Genomic DNA, 17355 nt, shown 5'->3' with positions numbered 1-17355 from the left:
TCCTTGAGATCCAAACAATGGTCACCAGACCACCGTCCACATCTCCCTTCCATATCAACTATGTCAAAGAACAAAAAGTGCTTCCGTTTCCTACCCTTGGGTCTGTCCCGGTTGCGTCCCGTCGGTGTGTCGCGCTTGGCGGTGCACCCCGTCGGTGGAGGCGGGTTATAGGGGTGGTTTCTCACCCTGTAAACACCTTTTTTGCGTTTTTCTTAAAAAAGCTCAATTTGGCGCCCGAAACCCCATTTTCTTACCAAATATGTTAACAATTGGTTTCTGATGGCAATTATGTTTCGCAGACGGCAATCAATTTCCTAAACCTTTTGGTAACCCTTCGATTAAACACCCCCAAAAGCGGCAAATCACCCGATCAGGAATGCTTGAATCAGAAGGATTAGGTACCAGACCCAGTGAATCAGGGGCGGCGATATCGTGAATCAAGGGAACAACCGCCTTAATACGCTGTATAACACCGCCTGTAACTCAGGGGAGACCATCACTCACCTTCTATATAGGAGGACACAAGTGTATCAGGAGACACTCAAGAAAAGCTGCTTGTACAGCCCCCCCCCTATTTCGGGTTGTCGGTTTTCTCAGATGCATTGATATGCTCTTTCAGCATGGTCTGCATCGTCCCTGATTCCCATAACTCGCCCGCATTACGGTCCATCGCCTCAGACATCTGGCGCTCAAATAGAACTGCCGCGTGCCCTTCTTGCCAGCGGTTCCGGGTAAAACCTCCGCCGCTTGTGGCGGGAGACCAGTTCTTGGGCATCTCAGGGAAGAGCATACTCTTCAGGGCTTTTAAGATCTGCACCGGTGCCGCGAGTTCCCGCGCCGTGTATGGAACAACGGGACCAGTGTTGACCACGTTGCGGGTTATAAGATTCTCATCCATACCCGCCATAGCCCGCGCCACCTGCCCAAGAAAAAGCCTGTTCTGATAATCGCTCATACCAATACCGGTATCATTCTTATTCAGCGAACCAAGAATCCAATCGGCAACAGAGAGGACAGAACCATCCTCAAGCACAATATAGCTGTCTCGCAGGTCAGCCCCTTCAGGCAGCTTGGGTGTTTCCTCTTTATCGTCCGTGCTAAATTCGGGATAAATTGGCACCACAAGCGGCCCTTGGGGTTGGCTCGCCTGTTCCTCGCTATCGTCCTCGGCGCTTGCATCAGCAAAGCCCGACACCATGACGATAATGACCAACAACGTGAATGACAGGATAACGATGGCGTTTGACACCCTTCCCTTCATCTTCACTTTCCTTATCGTTGCGGTCGCGATATCATTATCAGATAATTAATTGCTGTAAAACAATAATTTTATAAAACCACCATAGAGGTAAAATATGCCGAAAACCGCCGAAAACCGGAGAATTCCGAGCCTTATTGCCCTAAGGTGGTTGATCTATATTTCTATCATAGTCGTCATTGCGCCAATTTTATGGATGTGGCTTGACCCAAACAGCTACAGCTATCTGGACACAAACGTCCTGGTGGAAAAGTATGGCGGGTTTGAAAGGCTGGAGCCTTGGCAACGAGTCCTGGGTTTTATTGTAACGCTCATTCCCGGGCTTTTATTCTCTATGGCTCTATGGTCTCTGCTCCCGCTCATCCGGTCAGCAGAATCAGGGAATTGGTTTAATATCTCCTCTGAGCATTATTGTATCAAAGCGGGTAAACTCCTTCTATGGCACGCTTTCGCCAACTGGATCAGCCAGACCCTGCTTGTCCTCGTATTGACTGCAAACAACTCGCCAGGGGAACGTATCTTGATGATGGCTGTTCGCAGTGGCGACCTCCTGGGTCTGATCCCTGCCCTTATGGCGCTTGCTATTGCTCATATGATGCGTGTTGGCCGTGAACAACGCGAAGAACTGAACGAGATTGTCTAAACGAGGGCCGACCATGCCAATTACCGTAAGACTTGATGTGGCGCTCGCCGAACGCAAGGTGAAATCAAAAGACCTTGCCGCTCATATAGGAATCACTGAAGCCAACCTTAGCCTTCTGAAGTCCGGCAAGGTGAAGGGTGTGCGCTTTTCAACCCTCGAAGCTATCTGCGACTATCTGGAATGCCAGCCTGGAGATATCCTCGGTTTTGAAAAAGAGTAGTTCATGCCGCCAAAGCTTATTCCTTGCGTAGACCAGCCATAATGCCGCAAGTTGGATGCATTCATTATTGAGGATCGTTTCAGTACTATGCTTGGACTTTTAAAGGGCGACAAAAAACGCGCGGCGGATACGCCAGATGAAGCGAATGCCCCTGATATAACCATAACGGAGAACACCCCCCGTCGCCCCAAGATTGGGCTGGCGTTAGGCGCTGGCGTTGCCCGTGGCTGGGCGCATATTGGCGTACTGCGGCGGCTGCACGAAGAAGGTATCCCTATTGATATGGTCGCTGGCACCTCGATTGGCGCGGTTGTCGGCGGTGCATATGCGAGCGACAGTCTCAATGAGATTGAAGAATGGGCACGCGGCCTCAAGGAATATAACTTCTTTCGTTTACTTGACCTCCGCTTGGGTGGCGGGCTTTTCGGCAGCGACAAACTAAATCGTCTTATGGATGACCGCTTCGGCGATGTCGCCTTCGAAGACCTTAAAACACCCTTCACCGCCGTAGCATGTGAACTCAAAAGCGGACATGAAATCTGGCTTGATAGCGGTGACATGTCTGACGCCATTCGTGCGAGCTTCGCGATCCCCGGGATCTTTGAACCCCGCAAGCTGGATGGCCGCTGGCTGGTGGACGGGGCTCTTGTAAATCCCGTACCCGTCTCTGTGTGTCGCGCAGCCGGATGTGAGATTGTGATTGCCGTTAACCTTGCGGAAGACTTGTATGGCCGCAGGCGTGCGCAGGCGGATGGTGCGCTCAAAAGCGACGATTATGGCGTGTTCGCCGAGACCGACGACAGGGCCGCCATGCTTGGCAAAACCCAGAAGTCTTCTGTATTTCGCAAAATATTCGGCCACAAAAAAGATGCGCCCAGCTTGTTCGCAAACCTGATGGCTAGCTTGAATATCATGCAGAACAGGCTTTCGAGGTCCCGTCTCGCAGGTGACCCGCCAGATGTTTCCATCAGCCCAAAGGTGGGGCACATCGGGTTGATGGAATTTCACCGCGCCTCGGAACTCATTGACGAAGGCGCTACGGCATTTGACCTCGCTCTACCCCAGATAAAAGATGCGCTGGCGATCATCAGCCACCGAATCAACCATTAGGAAAGCGGCCATGCGCATTCTTCATGTTCTCGATCACTCTCTACCAAAACAAAGCGGATATGTGTTTCGCACCATGTCTATTGTAGCCGAACAAAGGGCGAGGGGCTGGGACCCTATACTTGTGACCACACCTCGCCACGGCGCAGGAGACAAAACGCATGAAGATATCGGGGACTGGAGAATATATCGAACACCAAATAATGAGCCTGCCGCGTGGACGCCTGCTGGCCTTAAAGAGTGGTTTGAGATTAAAACCACCGCACAGCACCTGCGTGGCTTGGTAGAAGAAATAAAGCCAGACATCTTGCACGCCCACTCCCCCGTCCTGAACTTCTTTCCCGCCAAGGCCGCCGCTGGCAACCGCCCCGTCGTATATGAAATTCGCGCCTTTTGGGAAGACGCCGCTGTTGACCACGGCACAACAAAAGAAGGTAGCCTTCGGTACCGTTTAAGCCGGGCACTTGAGACGCGCGCCATAAAGCGCGCAAGCCATGTCACCACAATCTGCGATGGGCTGCGACAGGATATTATTGGGAGAGGTGTCGCGCCTGAGAAAATCACTATCATTCCAAACGCTGTGAATGTGGATAACTTTCCGCCCATTGAGGCTTGTGATGAACAGCTGAAAGCAAGTCTTGGTCTCTCAGGGAAAACCATACTCGGCTTTATCGGCTCTTTCTACGGGTACGAAGGCCTGACATTTCTGATCAAATCCTTCCCTGCTCTGAAAGCCCGCAACCCTGACGCTGCACTTCTTTTCGTGGGAGGCGGTCCTTCCGAAGGCAAAATGCGAGCGGCCGTAAAAGATCTTGGTCTTGAGACAGATGTCATCTTCACAGGCCGAGTGCCCCATGAAGATGTGCGCCGGTATTACAGCGTTGCCGATATCATGGTATATCCCCGCCACTCCATGCGGCTAACGGAAACCGTGACACCCTTAAAACCCCTTGAAGCCATGGCACTTAAGAAACTGGTGCTGGCATCCGATATCGGTGGGCATCGCGAACTCATCGAAAATGGCAAGACCGGACGGCTTTTTAAAGCTGACGATGCAAGCGACCTTGTAGAGGTCTGCTCAACGCTCATAAACGAACGGGAAAGCTGGCAATCATACCATGAAGCCGGTCGGCATTTTGTCGAAAACGTCCGCAACTGGCACGCAAGCGTTGCCCGCTATGAGGCAATATATGAGAAGTTGCTGAAACGCCGCTGAAGATCGTGGTTACGCGCTTGCGATATACTCCTTCAGCGCAGCAGCTTCCTGTTCCGTTTCCTGCATACGTTCTTTCACAACATCCCCGATGGAGATCATCCCGACAAGTTCGCCGTTCTCCAGCACCGGCACGTGACGAATACGCCGCTCGGTCATCATTGCCATCAGGTGCTGAACGCTGTCGTCCCGTGTACAGGTGAAAACCGATTTGGTCATCAGTGTGGAGATATCATCGGCCAAAACGCCGCCACCACGAATGGCGAGCCCACGCATCACATCACGTTCAGAGATAATGCCGACAAGCTTGCGACCTTTGGTAACAGGTACCGCGCCAATCCGGCGCTCGCCTAGAAGCTTGGCAACTTCAAGGACTGTGCAGCCCGCTTCCTGAGCGATGACGTCGTTACCTTTCTGATCAAGAATTCTACCGACATTCATACGCGTCTCCTCTTCAAAGGCGCGATCACCCGCGCCGTGGCATGCGGTTGGGCTCAGAACACTCCCTATAGTATGCCTTTTTTTAGCGCCAGACGCAAAGACAAGCGGACAATCGGGCCAGATTATCCTTGAAAAACTATAGCTTGGCCCCCTTCCCCTCGCCTGCCCGTTGCGTTACAACATAGCCGGGCAATGAATGAGGGCAGCGGACAAAGCACGAATACGGGGGAGCGTATAACGTATGTCACGGATATTTTTTAAGAAAGGCGAACGACGCCCGTCGGTGTTTTCAACGCTCGGCTTTCTTACTGCATGCCTCGCGGGCCTTGCTCTCGTGGCTGTTGGTCCAGCCTATCAGATAGAGTTTCTCAATCCATCTGTCCTCGACCCCGCCGACATGGACCTCCGGAATAAAATCCTGCATGTCGCCGCCCGCCTCGTGTTGGTTGCAGCGGGTTTTGCCGTAGCAGGCATTATACACGGACAAACGAGTCCACGCGTGCGAACCAGTTGGCGCGGTGTGGTGGCAGCCCTTCTTGTCGCTGGGTTCGGATATGTGGTCTGGGCGATGGAGACGCGCATTGAAGTCGCAGGACCTCTTTATGATGTCAGCACAAATCTGGAGGCTCCTCCCAGTTTTATAGCGCTCGATGTGCCTGAGCAGGACGGTTTCGCCATCACGAACCCGCAATACAAGGCACGACACAAACAAGCCTATGGTGACCTGCTGCCGATAACCCTGTCCGGTACCGTAGAAACAGCGACACGCGATGTTACTAACATCTTGACCGAAATGGGGTTTCAGATTGTGGCTTCCAGCCTGAACACTGGCCATATTGAGGCCCGATACCATGCCCCCTGGTTCGGCTTCGACAGCGTGCTTGTCCTTCGTGTGCGCGGAAACGCCGCATCGGCAATTCTTGACATTCGTGCCGCCTCAAGGCTCGGTACAGCCAACATGGGCGTGAATGCAGAACTGATCAGAGATATCCGCGACGCGATCAACGCCCGGCGCAGTTAACGGGAATACCTCTCCCCCAGTTGGTTCGTTAGGAAATCAGCATGAAAAACATCGTTGCCTTTTTCGCCGCTTTTATCGCCCTTGGTCTTGTCGCCTATTGGGCGCTTTATGTTTTTGGCAAGATTGAAGGTGTCACACTTTCAGGCCACGGTGTCACTGCCATGGTCATTGGCCTCTTTTTCACCCTTGTGATCGGTTTTGGGCTGATGGCGCTTCTATTTTTCAGTAATAAGCATGGCCATGATGATCAGGTCCACCAGCTTTATCGCCATGATGACGATAAAGACCAAGGGCAGTAAATAATCAAACAGGTGAAGCGTGAAATTTGAAGACTGGGAAGAGTTTTTTAGCCTTGTAAAGGATGTTTGGAAAAACGGTTTGTTTGGCATTGATATCGGACAGATCATTGTGGCCGTTGGCATTTTCATCCTCTTCTTGGTATTGCGCAACCTTCTTACTCGCTTCATGCTTAACCGCCTTGTCGCCTGGGCCAACCGCACCAACACCAGTGTGGATGATTCGATCGTCGCGGCGGTTGAGGGGCCTGTTCGCTTTATTCCCATCGTGCTTGGTATCTTCTTCGCGACCGCTTATCTGGAACTGGACCCCGAAAGCGCAGCACTTGCTTCAAAGCTCAATCGGTCCTTGATCGCCTTTGTGATCTTCTGGGCACTTTACCGGGCATCCGGCCCCGTGGGAGACCTACTGCAACGCGCAGATCGTTTCCTCACCGAAGCCATGATCCTTTGGTTATCCAAAGCGATCCGCATAGCCTTTGCACTCATTGGCGCCGCCGCCATTCTTGAGATATGGGGCATTGAAGTTGGCCCGTTGATCGCTGGCCTTGGTCTTTTTGGTGTGGCCGTTGCCCTTGGCGCACAGGACCTTTTTAAAAACCTGATATCCGGGCTTTTTGTTATTGGTGAACGCCGATTTCATCCTGGCGACTGGATACTGGTGGACGGTGTCGTTGAAGGCACGGTCGAGCAGATCGGGTTCCGCACCACCACTGTACGGCGTTTTGATAAAGCCCCCGTATTTGTGCCCAACACCAAGCTATCCGACCACGCGGTCACCAATTTCTCTCGTATGACATTCCGCCGAATCAAGTGGGTGATCGGACTTGAATATCGCTCCACCTCCAGCCAGTTGCAGGAAGTGCGGGACGGGATTGAGAAATACCTGCTCGAGAACAAAGACTTTGTGCAGCCTGAAGAAACTGCCACCTTTGTGCGGATTGACTCCTTCAGCGGCAGCTCAATCGACATCTTGCTCTACTGCTTTACACGCACCACAAACTGGCTTGAATGGCTGGAGATAAAGGAAAAGCTTCTCATAGAGATAAAGCGTATCGTGGAAAATGCGGGAACAGGCTTTGCCTTCCCGAGCCGCTCTCTGTATCTTGAAGCGCTGCCGGGCGATATTGAGATCGCCCCGCTTCATAACGCTGTTTCAGAAACAACCGGAAAGTCCAAAGCATGAGCGAACACCGCCGCGCCACCATCCGCACCATCCCCCAGCCGTCTGACCTCAACGTAAACGGCAACATCTTTGGTGGCTGGGTCCTTTCCCAGATGGACCTTGCGGGCGCGGATACAGCCAGCAGGCTCGCCCAAGGTGCCGTCGCCACAGTGGCCATTGAAGGCATGAAATTCCATCGCCCGATTGAGCTTGGCGACGTAATCAGCATCTATACAGACATCGAGAAGGTTGGCCGTACGTCCGTCACTGTCAAAATCGAGGTATTCGCCGAGCGCGGACTGGAACGCAGCCTCCATCAAGTGACAGAAGGCCGTTATATCTTTGTGGCAATCAATAAAGAAGGCCGCCCGCGCCCCATCAAGGGTTAGTGCTTAGTTGCTCTGGGTAGCGTCTCCGCTACCCACTTTCACACCGCTTTTCTCAAGCTCGGACGCGCAGAAGTTGGCGATAGTGTCCAACACTGAGCGGTTACCCGCAGAAAGCTCACCGCGCGAAAGCTCAGCAGAAAGATCCAAATATTTGCTGAAATCCAGCCGCTTCTTGAACTCATCGACTGTGCAGTTGCAAAGAGGCGTGCAGGTTTCTTTACCAAAACCTGGCTCACAATCTTTCATGCAGCGCTGAAAATCGAGCGCTAGCAAGTCAGCCGGTATTTCGGTTTGCTGCGCTAATACAGAACCGCTCGCCATCAGAAGCACCGACGCAGCGGCAGCTTTAAGAAATCTTGTCACACCCAACCTCCAACACGTGATTTTTACCATATTGCCCCTCGACAAGCAGGCGGTGCAACCACATATTCGCACCCAATACAGTTTGTGTGTAACTCTAAGCATAAAAGAGACAAGATCATGGCAATCGCAACATTTGGTGCTGGCTGTTTTTGGGGCGTTGAAGAAACCTTTCGCACAACAGAGGGTGTTCTAAGCACCGCCGTTGGCTACATGGGTGGCAGCAAAGAAAACCCAACCTATCAGGAAGTCTGCACGGATAAGACCGGCCATGCGGAAGTTGTGCAAGTGGAATATGACCCAACACAGGTGGGCTATGATGCACTTGTGGATATTTTCTTTGATAACCACAACCCAACAGAACTTAACCGGCAAGGGCCGGATGTTGGCACGCAGTACCGCTCTGTTGTCTTCTATGAGGACGATGCGCAGAAAGAGGTCGCCGCGCGCAAAAAGGACGAACTCACCACATCAGGTCGTTTCAAACGCGACATCGTGACCCTGATCGAGCCCGTACAGACATTCTGGCCTGCAGAGGAATATCATCAGCAGTATCTCTTGAAACGCGGCATGACAAGCTGCCACATCTAGTAGCCTAGCCAAGCACAAGCGGGCGATAGAAGCGCCGCGCCCAATCTTCTACATCAAGGCCCGAAGGAGCAATCTCAAGGGCCTTTTCCATTGCAATGCGGGCATCATCCTCGCGGCCAATTTGATCAGCAAGATAGAGCGCATAGATGGCCCACGGCTCAAAATTCTTGTCTTCAAGCTCAACAGCGCGCTCAAACGCCTCTTCAGCAAGTGCTTCGTCGCCGCCACTGAAAGCCAAATAACAGGCATATGCCCGCCATGCGAGGCTCACCTCGCTATCTATCTCAAGCGCTCGTTCAAAATGCGCACGGGCACCATCAAAACGGCCCTGCACATAGCGCACCAGTGCAATATCACAGTCCAGAGTACTGCAATCATTCGCAAGGGTCTGTGCCCTTAGAAGCGCTTCTTCCGCGTTCTCTAGGTCTGCGAGATCATAAAGCAGAACTTCACCATAGGTATGCCATACAAAATGATCCTCGGGATCCAACTCTATTGCACGGCGCAGCACGTCAATCACGTTGCCGCTGTCATCGCCCGACTGGCGCTTCACAAGCGCGGCAAGAGAAAGCGCAAAGGCACCAGCCTCCTCACTCGCAATAATCTGATCCGCATAGTCAGCAACCAGATCCGCCCGAAACAAGCGGTAGAGCCCCATCCACACCAGATCAGCCGCTGCGTCCATATTACCGGGTGCAAGCTCAACCGCGCGCAGAAGCGCATTCCATGCACTTTGTGTATCTTCCTCTGTGGCCAGCAACAGACGCCCGAGCCGAGACCACGCGAAACTTTGAGCCGGATTGAGCTTGATCGCCTCACGAAGATGATACTCCGCGAGCTTAAGGTCTTCTCCTTCATCAAACAGAAGAGAGCCCAAAAGCACGTGCGCCCAATCAAAGCTATTATCAACGCTTAGCGCCTGTTTCAGGTAAGCCTTGCCTTCGTCCATATCACCCAGGCCATGATATTTGGCCTGCGCCATATGGGTTAGCGTCCACGGGTCGTCCGGCACCAGCTCAATAGCTTTTTCAAGATGTTTGATGGCATCATCGGGGCGCGCCATACGTTCCCACATCAGCCACGCAAACCTTACCCTGAGGTCGGCGTCTAGTGGGTCACGTTCAACAGCGCGGGCATAATGAAATGCCGCCTGTTCCACATCGTCGAAATGCTCATGATAAAGAATAGCTTGCCGCTTGAATGCCGTTGCGTCCGCGTGATTGCGTTCAATCACGTCCGCAAAATACTTGAGGGCTTTCTTGGGGCTATCGAGCTGCTCATCATAAAGGCACGCCAGATTATAAAGCGTTGGCACGTCTTCCGGGTCAAGGGCCAGGGCAGAGAGGAAAGCCTTCTCCGCAGCACGTGGCTTGCTTTCCATCGCGTAGCGTACAAACCCCAGGTGGAAATACGCCCATTGATACTCTGGCCACAGCTTCACCGCTTGCTCGAGCACTTTTTCAGCCGCCTCAAAATCTTCACTTTGTCGATAGAGCGACCAACCGAGCCAGCCATGATAATAACACTCTCCCGGCTCAAGGCTGATGGCATGGCGCAACATGGCCTGCCCTTCGTCTACTTTGCCGAGGAAATCAGCCAGCATGATCCCAAGCTTGCCCCAGGCCCAGTCATCGGTAGGGTCTTCTTCAAGTGCGGTGCGGAAGGCTTTCTCTGCACCTTCATAATCATGCAGGTTCACGCTCAGCAAATGCCCAAGCTGAGACCAAGCCCAGGTATCGCTTGGGTCTATCTCAAGCACCCGTTCCCAAGCGCGTTTTGCACCTTGCCAGTTCTCCGCCGCTTCGGCCGCGCGCGCGTCGGCAATTGCAACTTCCTTGCCGTCCGCGGGTGCCATGTGGGGCAATAACATCTCTCGTTCGATATGGCGCGCATAAGGGGCTGCTGTCTCGCGGGCGCCAAGCCTCACCTGGCCACCCTCGGCCGCTTGATCGCCCGGGTCGAGTTCAAGCGCACGCGCATAGGCCTTCGATGCCTCACCTCGCCGCCCGGGGCTCGCGGATAATATATCTCCCAACAGCCGCCAGGCAGGCGCGTGTTTCGGCGCAAACTTCAATACCGCGCGCATGGTCTTTTCAGCCCCTTCAAGTTCACCACTTGAAAGCTGATGAAGCGCAAGCTCGGAGAATTCGCGCGCGGTCTCAAATATGTCAGCAAGTTCAGCCATAAGGCATGCCCTTTAAAGGGGCGCTCAGGAAAAGACTAGAAATTTTTGATGGGCGGTTGCCGCACCGGCAAGGACATGAGGCGATTAAGCCGCCTCGCGCCCCCGCTGGCAGTTCGCGCAAACGCCGTGCAACTCAAGCGTCTGGCGACGGATGGAGAAATCTGATGCCTGTGCCGCAGACAAAACTGCTTCCTTAAGGTCAGACGTGGTGACCTCGCGCACGGTTTCACATTTATCGCAAATCAGGAACTGGCTCACATGATTATCACCCGGATGTGGGCATCCGATATAGGCGTTGAGCGACTCGATCTTATGCACAAGCCCCTCGTCCATAAGGAAATCAAGCGCACGATATACGGTTGGCGGCTTGGCGGAGCCACCTTCTGTCGCCAGTTGGTCAAGAAGATCATACGCCTTCACCGCTTTGTGGCCCTGCCAGATCATCTTGAGAATCCGGCGCCGCAGGTCGGTAAAACGTGAGCCACGCTCAGCGCACAGGCGCTCTGCCTCCGCCAAGGCAGTTTCGATGCAAACACTATGATCATGTGAATGTTTATGGCCCACTTGTCTTCCTTCAGAGCTTTAGCGTTATCCCGGCTATAGTAAACGTTATCCGCTAACGTTTCCAGCCTTGAGGCCGGAACATGTGCCCGGCCTCGTTTTTCCCACCTATTTTTGTGCGAGGAGCGACAACACGGCGGTCGTCATTGCCTCAACACCACCCTTGATCGTTGGTTCGCGATCGGGCCCAAACAGAGGTGAATGCAGGCTTGGGAGTGCTGCGCCACCATTTTTTGAGGCTTCGACTGCTTCCGCTTTGGTCGCACCTAGCCATAACATCACGCTCGGTATTTTGGGGTCTGTGCGCCCGAAGAGCGAGAAGTCTTCCGCCGCCATCACGGGATCAGCTTCATACACATGCTCCGCCCCCATTTTCTCGGTCAAGGCCGACTGCAGCTTCGCCGTCAAATCCGGATCGTTGTAGGTGGAAGGCGTACCCTCTGAGAAAGTCACCTCAGGCATCTTATCTTCCGGCAGACCAAAGGCGATTGCTTGCCCACGCGCAATACGTACCACACCATCCTTCAGGTTCTGGCGAACATCATCAGCATAGGAGCGGATAGTGATCTGGAGGTGCGCCTTGTCGGAAATGATATTGTGCTTGGTGCCAGCGTGGATCGAACCAACGGTTACAACGCCGGATTCAAGCGGTGAGGTCTCTCGCGACACCAATGTTTGCAGAGACGCCACAATGTATGACGCCAACACAACAGGGTCTTTGGTCGTATGCGGGTACGCCCCGTGACCCCCGATACCCTTGATCGCGATATCCGCTGAATCAACGTTCGCCAACGCGTATCCTGATACGATGCCGATATCGCCAGCGCGGATGGCGGGGGAGACGTGCAGCGCCAGATTATAGTCAGGGCGCGGGAACCGCTCAAAAAGCCCTTCATTAATCATGGCTTCCGCACCCATCGTGCGTTCCTCAGCCGGTTGGCCCACCATCACGATAGTACCAGACCATGTATCTCGCATCGCAGCCAAGCGCCGCGCGGTGCCGATCATGCTGGTCATATGAATGTCGTGGCCGCAAGCATGCATCACAGGCACGGTGGTGCCGTCATCATCAGTTGCCATCGCCTGGCTTGCATATTCAAGGCCGGTTTGCTCTTTTACGGGCAAACCGTCCATGTCTGCGCGCACCAGAACCGTTGGTCCGCCGCCGTTTTTCATCACTGCCACAACACCGTGGCCGCCAAAATTTGTTGTCACCTCATAGCCGACAGCCTTCAGCTCGTCCGCGACACGCTTGGCGGTTTTTTCTTCCTGTGTGGACAGTTCCGGGTTTTTGTGCAGATGGATATACAGGTCTTCCAGATAGCTGTAATCCGCAGCGACATCTTCCCGCAAATCAGCAGCAATAGAAGTGCCGGACATGAGCGCGGCAAAAACCGCACCCGCAATCAGTTTTTTCATAAGAACCCCTCTTTATAGTTAGGAGGGAGAATAGCGTGATATCGCGTTCGATCAAGCCATGAACGGCTTAGGCGAGCCCACTGCCCTTAGGTGCAAGCGATACGTCCCGGTGAATGGCAACCGAAAGGATAAGCCCATAGGCGATCATCCACGTCAGCATAGCAGACCCCCCGTATGAGATCATGGGAAGTGGCACCCCCACCACGGGCATCAGCCCCATCACCATCGCGACATTAATCAGCACATAAAGAAATAATGTCATCGCAAGGCCACTTGCCAATAAGCGCCCGAACTGACTTCGGCACCCAATGCCAATCAGCATACCGTAGGCAAGCACGATCATATAAAGCGTGAGCACACTGACGGCACCGATCAACCCAAACTCTTCCGCAAGTACGGTGAAAATAAAGTCGGTTTTCATCTCAGGCAGGAAATTGAGCTGGCTTTGGGTACCTTCAAGGAACCCTTTACCGGTGAGGCCACCAGAGCCCAGCGCGATTTTGGATTGGGTGATTTGATATCCCGCGCCAAGGGGGTCAGCTTCTGGGTTCAAGAAGGTGAGAACCCTGTCGCGCTGATAATCACGCATAAATTGCCAGCCAACGGGCACAGCGGCCGCAATTGCGATAAACGCGCCCACAAACAGCCACGCGGGCAACCCGGCGAGGAAAAGAATAGCGCCGCCGCCCGCCACGATCATCAAGCCTGTACCCAAATCGGGTTGCCGCACCACAAGCGCCACAGGCACCATGATCAACACCGCAGGTGTTAGAAGGGACCGCAAACTGCGGCTTTGGTCATAGTTACGCCCATGGAAATACCGCGCAAGTGCCATCACAACTGCAATTTTCATCAATTCAGATGGCTGAATGCGCATAATGCCGATGTCAAGCCAGCGTTGCCCGCCCATACCGGTCGAGCCAATGACCTCAACGGCAAGCAAAAGCGCTATGCCAATGAACCAGGCGGGATAGGCAAAGGCCATCCAGTATCGGATGTCGACGGTTGCGATCACCAGCATCAGAATGAAAGCGCCGCCAAACCGGGTGGCCTGCGTTGACGCCCACGGCTCCCAAGCGCCCCCTGCTACTGAATAGAGCATGGCAAACCCAGCACCGGCGATCATCATGTTCAACACCACAATGCCCCAGTTAAGTTCAGCAAGGCGCTGGAAGATGTTTTTGTTCACCCGGCGTGGGCCAAACATGCGTGCGGTCCCCATCAGGCTTTCTCCTCTTCCGTCACCGGCTCAACCGGTCGGCGCATCTCTATGGCTTTGTCGAGCACGGCGCGCGCGATAGGCGCTGCCACCTTTGACCCACCGCCACCGTGTTGCACGAGCACAGACACCGCAACTTCCGGGTTTTCCGCCGGGCCATAGGCAATAAAAAGGGCATGATCTCGCATGTTCCAAGGTAGGTCCGCGTTATCGATCACGCCGTCAACACGCTCCTCTTTCGTGATACGCCTAACCTGCGCGGTGCCGGATTTACCCGCAATTTTCATCGCACTTTTGGGCCTGCGGTAATCGTGCGCCGTACCGCCAACTTCGGTCACCATTTCCATGCCGCGCCGCGCGAGCCGCATATGAAGAGGGTTAACGTCCATCGCGCCAAAACTTTCAGCTCTGAACTCATCTTCACCCGGCATGGAAACAAGGGTCGGGTAGATGCGCCTGCCAGACGCCACCCGCGCCGTCATCACTGCAAGTTGCAGTGGCGTCGCCAGCATAGCGCCCTGCCCGATAGAAACGTTGAGCGTTTCGCCTGTATGCCACGGCTCGTTAAGTGCCGCGCGCTTCCACGCCTTATCAGGCACAAGGCCCGCTCTTTCGCCATCTATCCCCAGATCATAAAGCTCGCCGAGTCCAAAGCGGGATGCCATATCCGCGATATGGTCCACATCCATTTCCTGCGCAACTTTATAGAAATATACGTCGCAGCTATTGGCAATGGCGCCCAGCAGGTCCTGCCGTCCATGGCCGCCCGGCTTCCAGCAGTTGAAAGTATGGTTCCCAAGCCGGTGCGCACCGTTGCAGTAATATTCCGTCTCGGGTTTGACGATACCCTGCTCAAGTGCTGCCAGCGCCACAACGGGTTTGATGGTGGATCCCGGCGGGTACTGCCCCGTCACACATTTATTGAGGAGCGGTTTGCGTGGGTCCTTGAGAAGCGCTTGCCAGTTCTCATTGCTAATGCCGCGCGTGAACTCATTGGGGTCATAGGTCGGCGCAGACGCCATCGCGAGCAGTTCGCCCGTTTTGATATCTATGGCAACGACACCCGCTGCTTCCTCCCCAAGCTGGGAGATCACATATTTCTGCAATTCCAGGTCAATGGTGAGCTTCAGGTCATTGCCGGCGGAAGCATCCTGCCGGGGTGGCAGTTCACGAATTTCTCGCCCGACCGAGTTCACCTCAACCCGCCGGGTGCCAGCAGAGCCACGCAAGCGGTCTTCATAGCGCCGCTCAAGCCCTTGCCGCCCAACTTTAAAGCCCGGCAACTGGTAAAGCGGGTTCAGCGCCACATCATCCTCATTGGGGCTCGCGGTATAGCCAACCAGATGCGCGATCTCATGCCCGTGCGGATAATAGCGGGAGCGACCGGCATCGGTGACCACACCCGGCAGCTCTGGCACCGCTACATTCACCCGCGCGAAAGTCTTCCAGTCCAGCCCCTGAGCCACAGTCACCGGCACAAATTTACGCTGCCTTTTGATCTGGCGCTGCAGGCGCGACAAGCGCCGGTCATCAAGTTTAACGATATGGCCGATTTTTGTCAGTGTGTGCGCGATCTCATCCGCCTGCTCGGGGATCAGGAAAACCCTGAAATCCTGCCTATTGGTGGCAAGTTTACGGTTCGCTCTGTCCAATATCTCGCCGCGTTCTGGCGCTATCAGACGGATTGCAACACGGTTGCGCTCAGCGCGCAGTTTATATTTCTCGCCCTCAACGATGGAGAGGTAATAAAGCCGCCCCCCAAGCGCGACCATGGCAAGCCCCTGCCCGCCCGCAAGCAGGAAAGCCCGTCGTGAAAATGTCTGATACCGAAGACCTTCTCTTGCCATACCTTAAAGGATCGCTCTACGCAGGCGCCCCAGCACAAAAGCCACGGGCGCATAGGAAAACGCTGTCACTGCCCATTGCAGCATAATCGGCTGTATGGGCCAAAACTCGCCATACACCGCAGATACAACAAGCCAGGAGAGAGTATACAGCCCAAGGCTCAGGACCGTAAAGACAGCCCAGTGCACAATTCGGTTACGACCCTTATAGTGTTTGAGCTGATTAAGGACAAAAAGCCGTGTGAGCAACAGAAGCACCATATTAAGACCAAGCGGCACGTCAAGCCACAGGTCCAGCATAAATCCAAGCACTGCGCACGCCCCGTATGGCATGAGAAGCGGCCGGGACGACAGCCAGTAAAACACCGCAATCATCACCAGGTGCGGCATCGCCACATTAGCCGCACCGGTGCCGATCGGCAGTAGCATAAGCATTGCAAGCACAAAGGTGCTGATAACAGGTGAGAGCCCTGCAAAACCAAAAGACGTTATGACGGGACGGCGCGCGTTCATTGTTCACCCTCCGCCTCAGCGGCAGGCGGCGCAATAAGGTCATCCTCCGGCACAGCGCGGTAATCAAGCACCCGCACATAATCGAGCTTGCCGAGGATACCAAGCGGCTCAAGCCGGATAAGATCGCCGGTTACATCGCTCACCCGCGCCACTGGCAGGTCAGGCGGGAACGCCCCACCATGCCCTGAGGTGAGCAACCTGTCCCCCACCCGCACATTCACCTCTTCGGGCAGGAAACGCAGGAGAAGGAAGGGCTCATTCTGTCCTTCCGCAATAGCAAGGTCGCCGGTGCGCTCAAGCCTCACCGGTACACGGCTGTTGAGGTCGGTCACCAGAAGCACGCGACTGGTCCAGCGGCCAACCTGTATGGTCCGGCCAATTACACCACTTTCATCCACCACCGGCAAGTTACGCCGCACATTGTCGGTCGCGCCCGCGCTGATGAGCACGCTTCGCTCAAACGCACCGCCTCCAACACCAATCACACGCGCCGTTGCCGCAGGCGGTACCTCACGGCCCGGCACCTTGAGCATCAGGCGCAGGCGTTCGTTCTCACGGCTAAGCTGCATGGCAGCTTCACGCCACTGGCGCAAACGGTCGTTCTCGTCCCGTAACGTTTCATTTTCAAGATAGATGTCAGACACACCGGCGATACGCTCAAGCCCGGCCTGCACGGCCCGGATGGGTTGCTCAAGAAGCCGAAGAACAGGAGAAACCACGTCGTTGGCATAGGCGCGAATTTGGCGAGGAAGCCCCTGCCCCACGCCTTCAAGCACCAGAAGTGCTACTGCTATAAAAAGATAGAGCCACAGGACCTCACGGCCCCGCCCGCCTCTGCGCAGGCGAGAGCTAGATGCCAAGCCTCCTGAATGCATTGTCGGGACCAGCGGTCAACCTCCTTAAACGCTTG

19 protein-coding genes are annotated in these 17355 nt (G+C 54.5%); 9 read left to right on the top strand and 10 right to left on the bottom strand.

What is annotated here, in order from left to right; all coding sequences use genetic code 11:
• Positions 1-571: 571 nt before the first annotated feature.
• A complete protein-coding gene (locus tag ACN0XZ_RS15960; protein WP_417458790.1) occupies positions 572-1261 on the bottom strand; it encodes a hypothetical protein in 690 nt (229 codons plus the stop codon).
• Between the two features lie 94 nt (positions 1262-1355).
• On the opposite strand from ACN0XZ_RS15960, the gene ACN0XZ_RS15955 reads away from it, so the two are divergent.
• The 4 genes from ACN0XZ_RS15955 to ACN0XZ_RS15940 all read left to right on the top strand — a co-directional run bounded on the left by ACN0XZ_RS15955 (position 1356) and on the right by ACN0XZ_RS15940 (position 4444).
• Complete coding sequence (locus tag ACN0XZ_RS15955) at positions 1356-1901, top strand: hypothetical protein (RefSeq protein ID WP_417458789.1); 546 nt, start codon at positions 1356-1358, stop codon at positions 1899-1901.
• Positions 1902-1914: 13 nt separating this feature from the next.
• Entirely contained in the window at positions 1915-2121 is a 207-nt protein-coding gene (locus tag ACN0XZ_RS15950; protein ID WP_417458788.1) for a helix-turn-helix domain-containing protein, read from the top strand.
• A gap of 87 nt (positions 2122-2208) precedes the next feature.
• Positions 2209-3231: a patatin-like phospholipase family protein gene (locus ACN0XZ_RS15945; RefSeq protein ID WP_417458787.1), complete on the top strand. Its 1023-nt coding sequence runs from the start codon at positions 2209-2211 to the stop codon at positions 3229-3231.
• Between the two features lie 10 nt (positions 3232-3241).
• Positions 3242-4444: a TIGR04063 family PEP-CTERM/XrtA system glycosyltransferase gene (locus ACN0XZ_RS15940; protein WP_417458786.1), complete on the top strand. Its 1203-nt coding sequence runs from the start codon at positions 3242-3244 to the stop codon at positions 4442-4444.
• A 9-nt stretch (positions 4445-4453) separates the two neighbouring features.
• On the opposite strand, the gene ACN0XZ_RS15935 is transcribed toward ACN0XZ_RS15940, so the two are convergent.
• On the bottom strand, positions 4454-4882 hold the full coding sequence (locus tag ACN0XZ_RS15935) for a CBS domain-containing protein (protein ID WP_417458785.1): 429 nt from the start codon (positions 4880-4882) through the stop codon (positions 4454-4456).
• 241 nt (positions 4883-5123) lie between these two features.
• On the opposite strand from ACN0XZ_RS15935, the gene ACN0XZ_RS15930 reads away from it, so the two are divergent.
• From ACN0XZ_RS15930 to ACN0XZ_RS15915, 4 genes are read left to right on the top strand one after another with little or no spacing between them, the layout of a single operon-like run.
• On the top strand, positions 5124-5903 hold the full coding sequence (locus ACN0XZ_RS15930) for a DUF1499 domain-containing protein (protein WP_417458784.1): 780 nt from the start codon (positions 5124-5126) through the stop codon (positions 5901-5903).
• 41 nt (positions 5904-5944) lie between these two features.
• Positions 5945-6202 (top strand): hypothetical protein, encoded by a 258-nt coding sequence (locus tag ACN0XZ_RS15925; protein ID WP_417458783.1) that lies wholly within the window; start codon positions 5945-5947, stop codon positions 6200-6202.
• Positions 6203-6221: 19 nt separating this feature from the next.
• A complete protein-coding gene (locus ACN0XZ_RS15920; RefSeq protein ID WP_417458782.1) occupies positions 6222-7385 on the top strand; it encodes a mechanosensitive ion channel family protein in 1164 nt (387 codons plus the stop codon).
• Positions 7382-7753, top strand: coding sequence for an acyl-CoA thioesterase (locus ACN0XZ_RS15915; RefSeq protein WP_417458781.1), 372 nt, complete (start codon positions 7382-7384; stop codon positions 7751-7753). The genes ACN0XZ_RS15920 and ACN0XZ_RS15915 overlap by 4 nt, the downstream gene beginning before the upstream one ends.
• A gap of 3 nt (positions 7754-7756) precedes the next feature.
• Here the strand turns inward: ACN0XZ_RS15915 and ACN0XZ_RS15910 are convergent, their stop codons facing one another.
• On the bottom strand, positions 7757-8116 hold the full coding sequence (locus ACN0XZ_RS15910) for a hypothetical protein (protein ID WP_417458780.1): 360 nt from the start codon (positions 8114-8116) through the stop codon (positions 7757-7759).
• Between the two features lie 117 nt (positions 8117-8233).
• Between ACN0XZ_RS15910 and msrA the strand changes: the two genes are divergently transcribed.
• A complete protein-coding gene (gene msrA / locus ACN0XZ_RS15905) occupies positions 8234-8704 on the top strand; it encodes a peptide-methionine (S)-S-oxide reductase MsrA (protein ID WP_417458779.1) in 471 nt (156 codons plus the stop codon).
• A 4-nt stretch (positions 8705-8708) separates the two neighbouring features.
• Here the strand turns inward: msrA and ACN0XZ_RS15900 are convergent, their stop codons facing one another.
• From ACN0XZ_RS15900 to mreC, 7 genes are all read right to left on the bottom strand, one after another.
• Positions 8709-10889, bottom strand: coding sequence for a tetratricopeptide repeat protein (locus ACN0XZ_RS15900; protein ID WP_417458778.1), 2181 nt, complete (start codon positions 10887-10889; stop codon positions 8709-8711).
• Positions 10890-10973: 84 nt separating this feature from the next.
• Positions 10974-11405, bottom strand: a complete 432-nt coding sequence (locus tag ACN0XZ_RS15895; RefSeq protein WP_417458777.1) for a transcriptional repressor — start codon at positions 11403-11405, stop codon at positions 10974-10976.
• Positions 11406-11558: 153 nt separating this feature from the next.
• Entirely contained in the window at positions 11559-12869 is a 1311-nt protein-coding gene (locus tag ACN0XZ_RS15890; protein WP_417458776.1) for an amidohydrolase, read from the bottom strand.
• Positions 12870-12936: 67 nt separating this feature from the next.
• A complete protein-coding gene (rodA, locus tag ACN0XZ_RS15885; protein ID WP_417458775.1) occupies positions 12937-14091 on the bottom strand; it encodes a rod shape-determining protein RodA in 1155 nt (384 codons plus the stop codon).
• Complete coding sequence (gene mrdA / locus ACN0XZ_RS15880; RefSeq protein ID WP_417458774.1) at positions 14091-15935, bottom strand: penicillin-binding protein 2; 1845 nt, start codon at positions 15933-15935, stop codon at positions 14091-14093. Before mrdA ends, rodA begins: the two co-directional genes overlap by 1 nt.
• 3 nt (positions 15936-15938) lie before the next feature.
• The gene (gene mreD / locus ACN0XZ_RS15875) at positions 15939-16445 is read right to left on the bottom strand and encodes a rod shape-determining protein MreD (protein WP_417458773.1); all 507 of its coding nucleotides are present in this window, start codon (positions 16443-16445) and stop codon (positions 15939-15941) included.
• On the bottom strand, positions 16442-17305 hold the full coding sequence (gene mreC / locus ACN0XZ_RS15870) for a rod shape-determining protein MreC (protein ID WP_417458772.1): 864 nt from the start codon (positions 17303-17305) through the stop codon (positions 16442-16444). Before mreC ends, mreD begins: the two co-directional genes overlap by 4 nt.
• Positions 17306-17355 lie beyond the last annotated feature (50 nt).

The organism is Kordiimonas sp. (assembly GCF_048264555.1).
Taxonomy (GTDB): domain Bacteria; phylum Pseudomonadota; class Alphaproteobacteria; order Sphingomonadales; family Kordiimonadaceae; genus Kordiimonas.
This window is presented reverse-complemented; position numbering and strand designations above follow the sequence as displayed.

Bases quoted from the DNA above. Each gene is read 5' to 3' on its own strand.
- ACN0XZ_RS15960 (WP_417458790.1), bottom strand. From the start codon at position 1,261: ATGAAGGGAAGGGTGTCAAACGCCATCGTTATCCTGTCATTCACGTTG.
- ACN0XZ_RS15955 (WP_417458789.1), top strand. From the start codon at position 1,356: ATGCCGAAAACCGCCGAAAACCGGAGAATTCCGAGCCTTATTGCCCTA.
- ACN0XZ_RS15950 (WP_417458788.1), top strand. From the start codon at position 1,915: ATGCCAATTACCGTAAGACTTGATGTGGCGCTCGCCGAACGCAAGGTG.
- ACN0XZ_RS15945 (WP_417458787.1), top strand. From the start codon at position 2,209: ATGCTTGGACTTTTAAAGGGCGACAAAAAACGCGCGGCGGATACGCCA.
- ACN0XZ_RS15940 (WP_417458786.1), top strand. From the start codon at position 3,242: ATGCGCATTCTTCATGTTCTCGATCACTCTCTACCAAAACAAAGCGGA.
- ACN0XZ_RS15935 (WP_417458785.1), bottom strand. From the start codon at position 4,882: ATGAATGTCGGTAGAATTCTTGATCAGAAAGGTAACGACGTCATCGCT.
- ACN0XZ_RS15930 (WP_417458784.1), top strand. From the start codon at position 5,124: ATGTCACGGATATTTTTTAAGAAAGGCGAACGACGCCCGTCGGTGTTT.
- ACN0XZ_RS15925 (WP_417458783.1), top strand. From the start codon at position 5,945: ATGAAAAACATCGTTGCCTTTTTCGCCGCTTTTATCGCCCTTGGTCTT.
- ACN0XZ_RS15915 (WP_417458781.1), top strand. From the start codon at position 7,382: ATGAGCGAACACCGCCGCGCCACCATCCGCACCATCCCCCAGCCGTCT.
- msrA (WP_417458779.1), top strand. From the start codon at position 8,234: ATGGCAATCGCAACATTTGGTGCTGGCTGTTTTTGGGGCGTTGAAGAA.
- ACN0XZ_RS15900 (WP_417458778.1), bottom strand. From the start codon at position 10,889: ATGGCTGAACTTGCTGACATATTTGAGACCGCGCGCGAATTCTCCGAG.
- ACN0XZ_RS15890 (WP_417458776.1), bottom strand. From the start codon at position 12,869: ATGAAAAAACTGATTGCGGGTGCGGTTTTTGCCGCGCTCATGTCCGGC.
- rodA (WP_417458775.1), bottom strand. From the start codon at position 14,091: ATGGGGACCGCACGCATGTTTGGCCCACGCCGGGTGAACAAAAACATC.
- mrdA (WP_417458774.1), bottom strand. From the start codon at position 15,935: ATGGCAAGAGAAGGTCTTCGGTATCAGACATTTTCACGACGGGCTTTC.
- mreD (WP_417458773.1), bottom strand. From the start codon at position 16,445: ATGAACGCGCGCCGTCCCGTCATAACGTCTTTTGGTTTTGCAGGGCTC.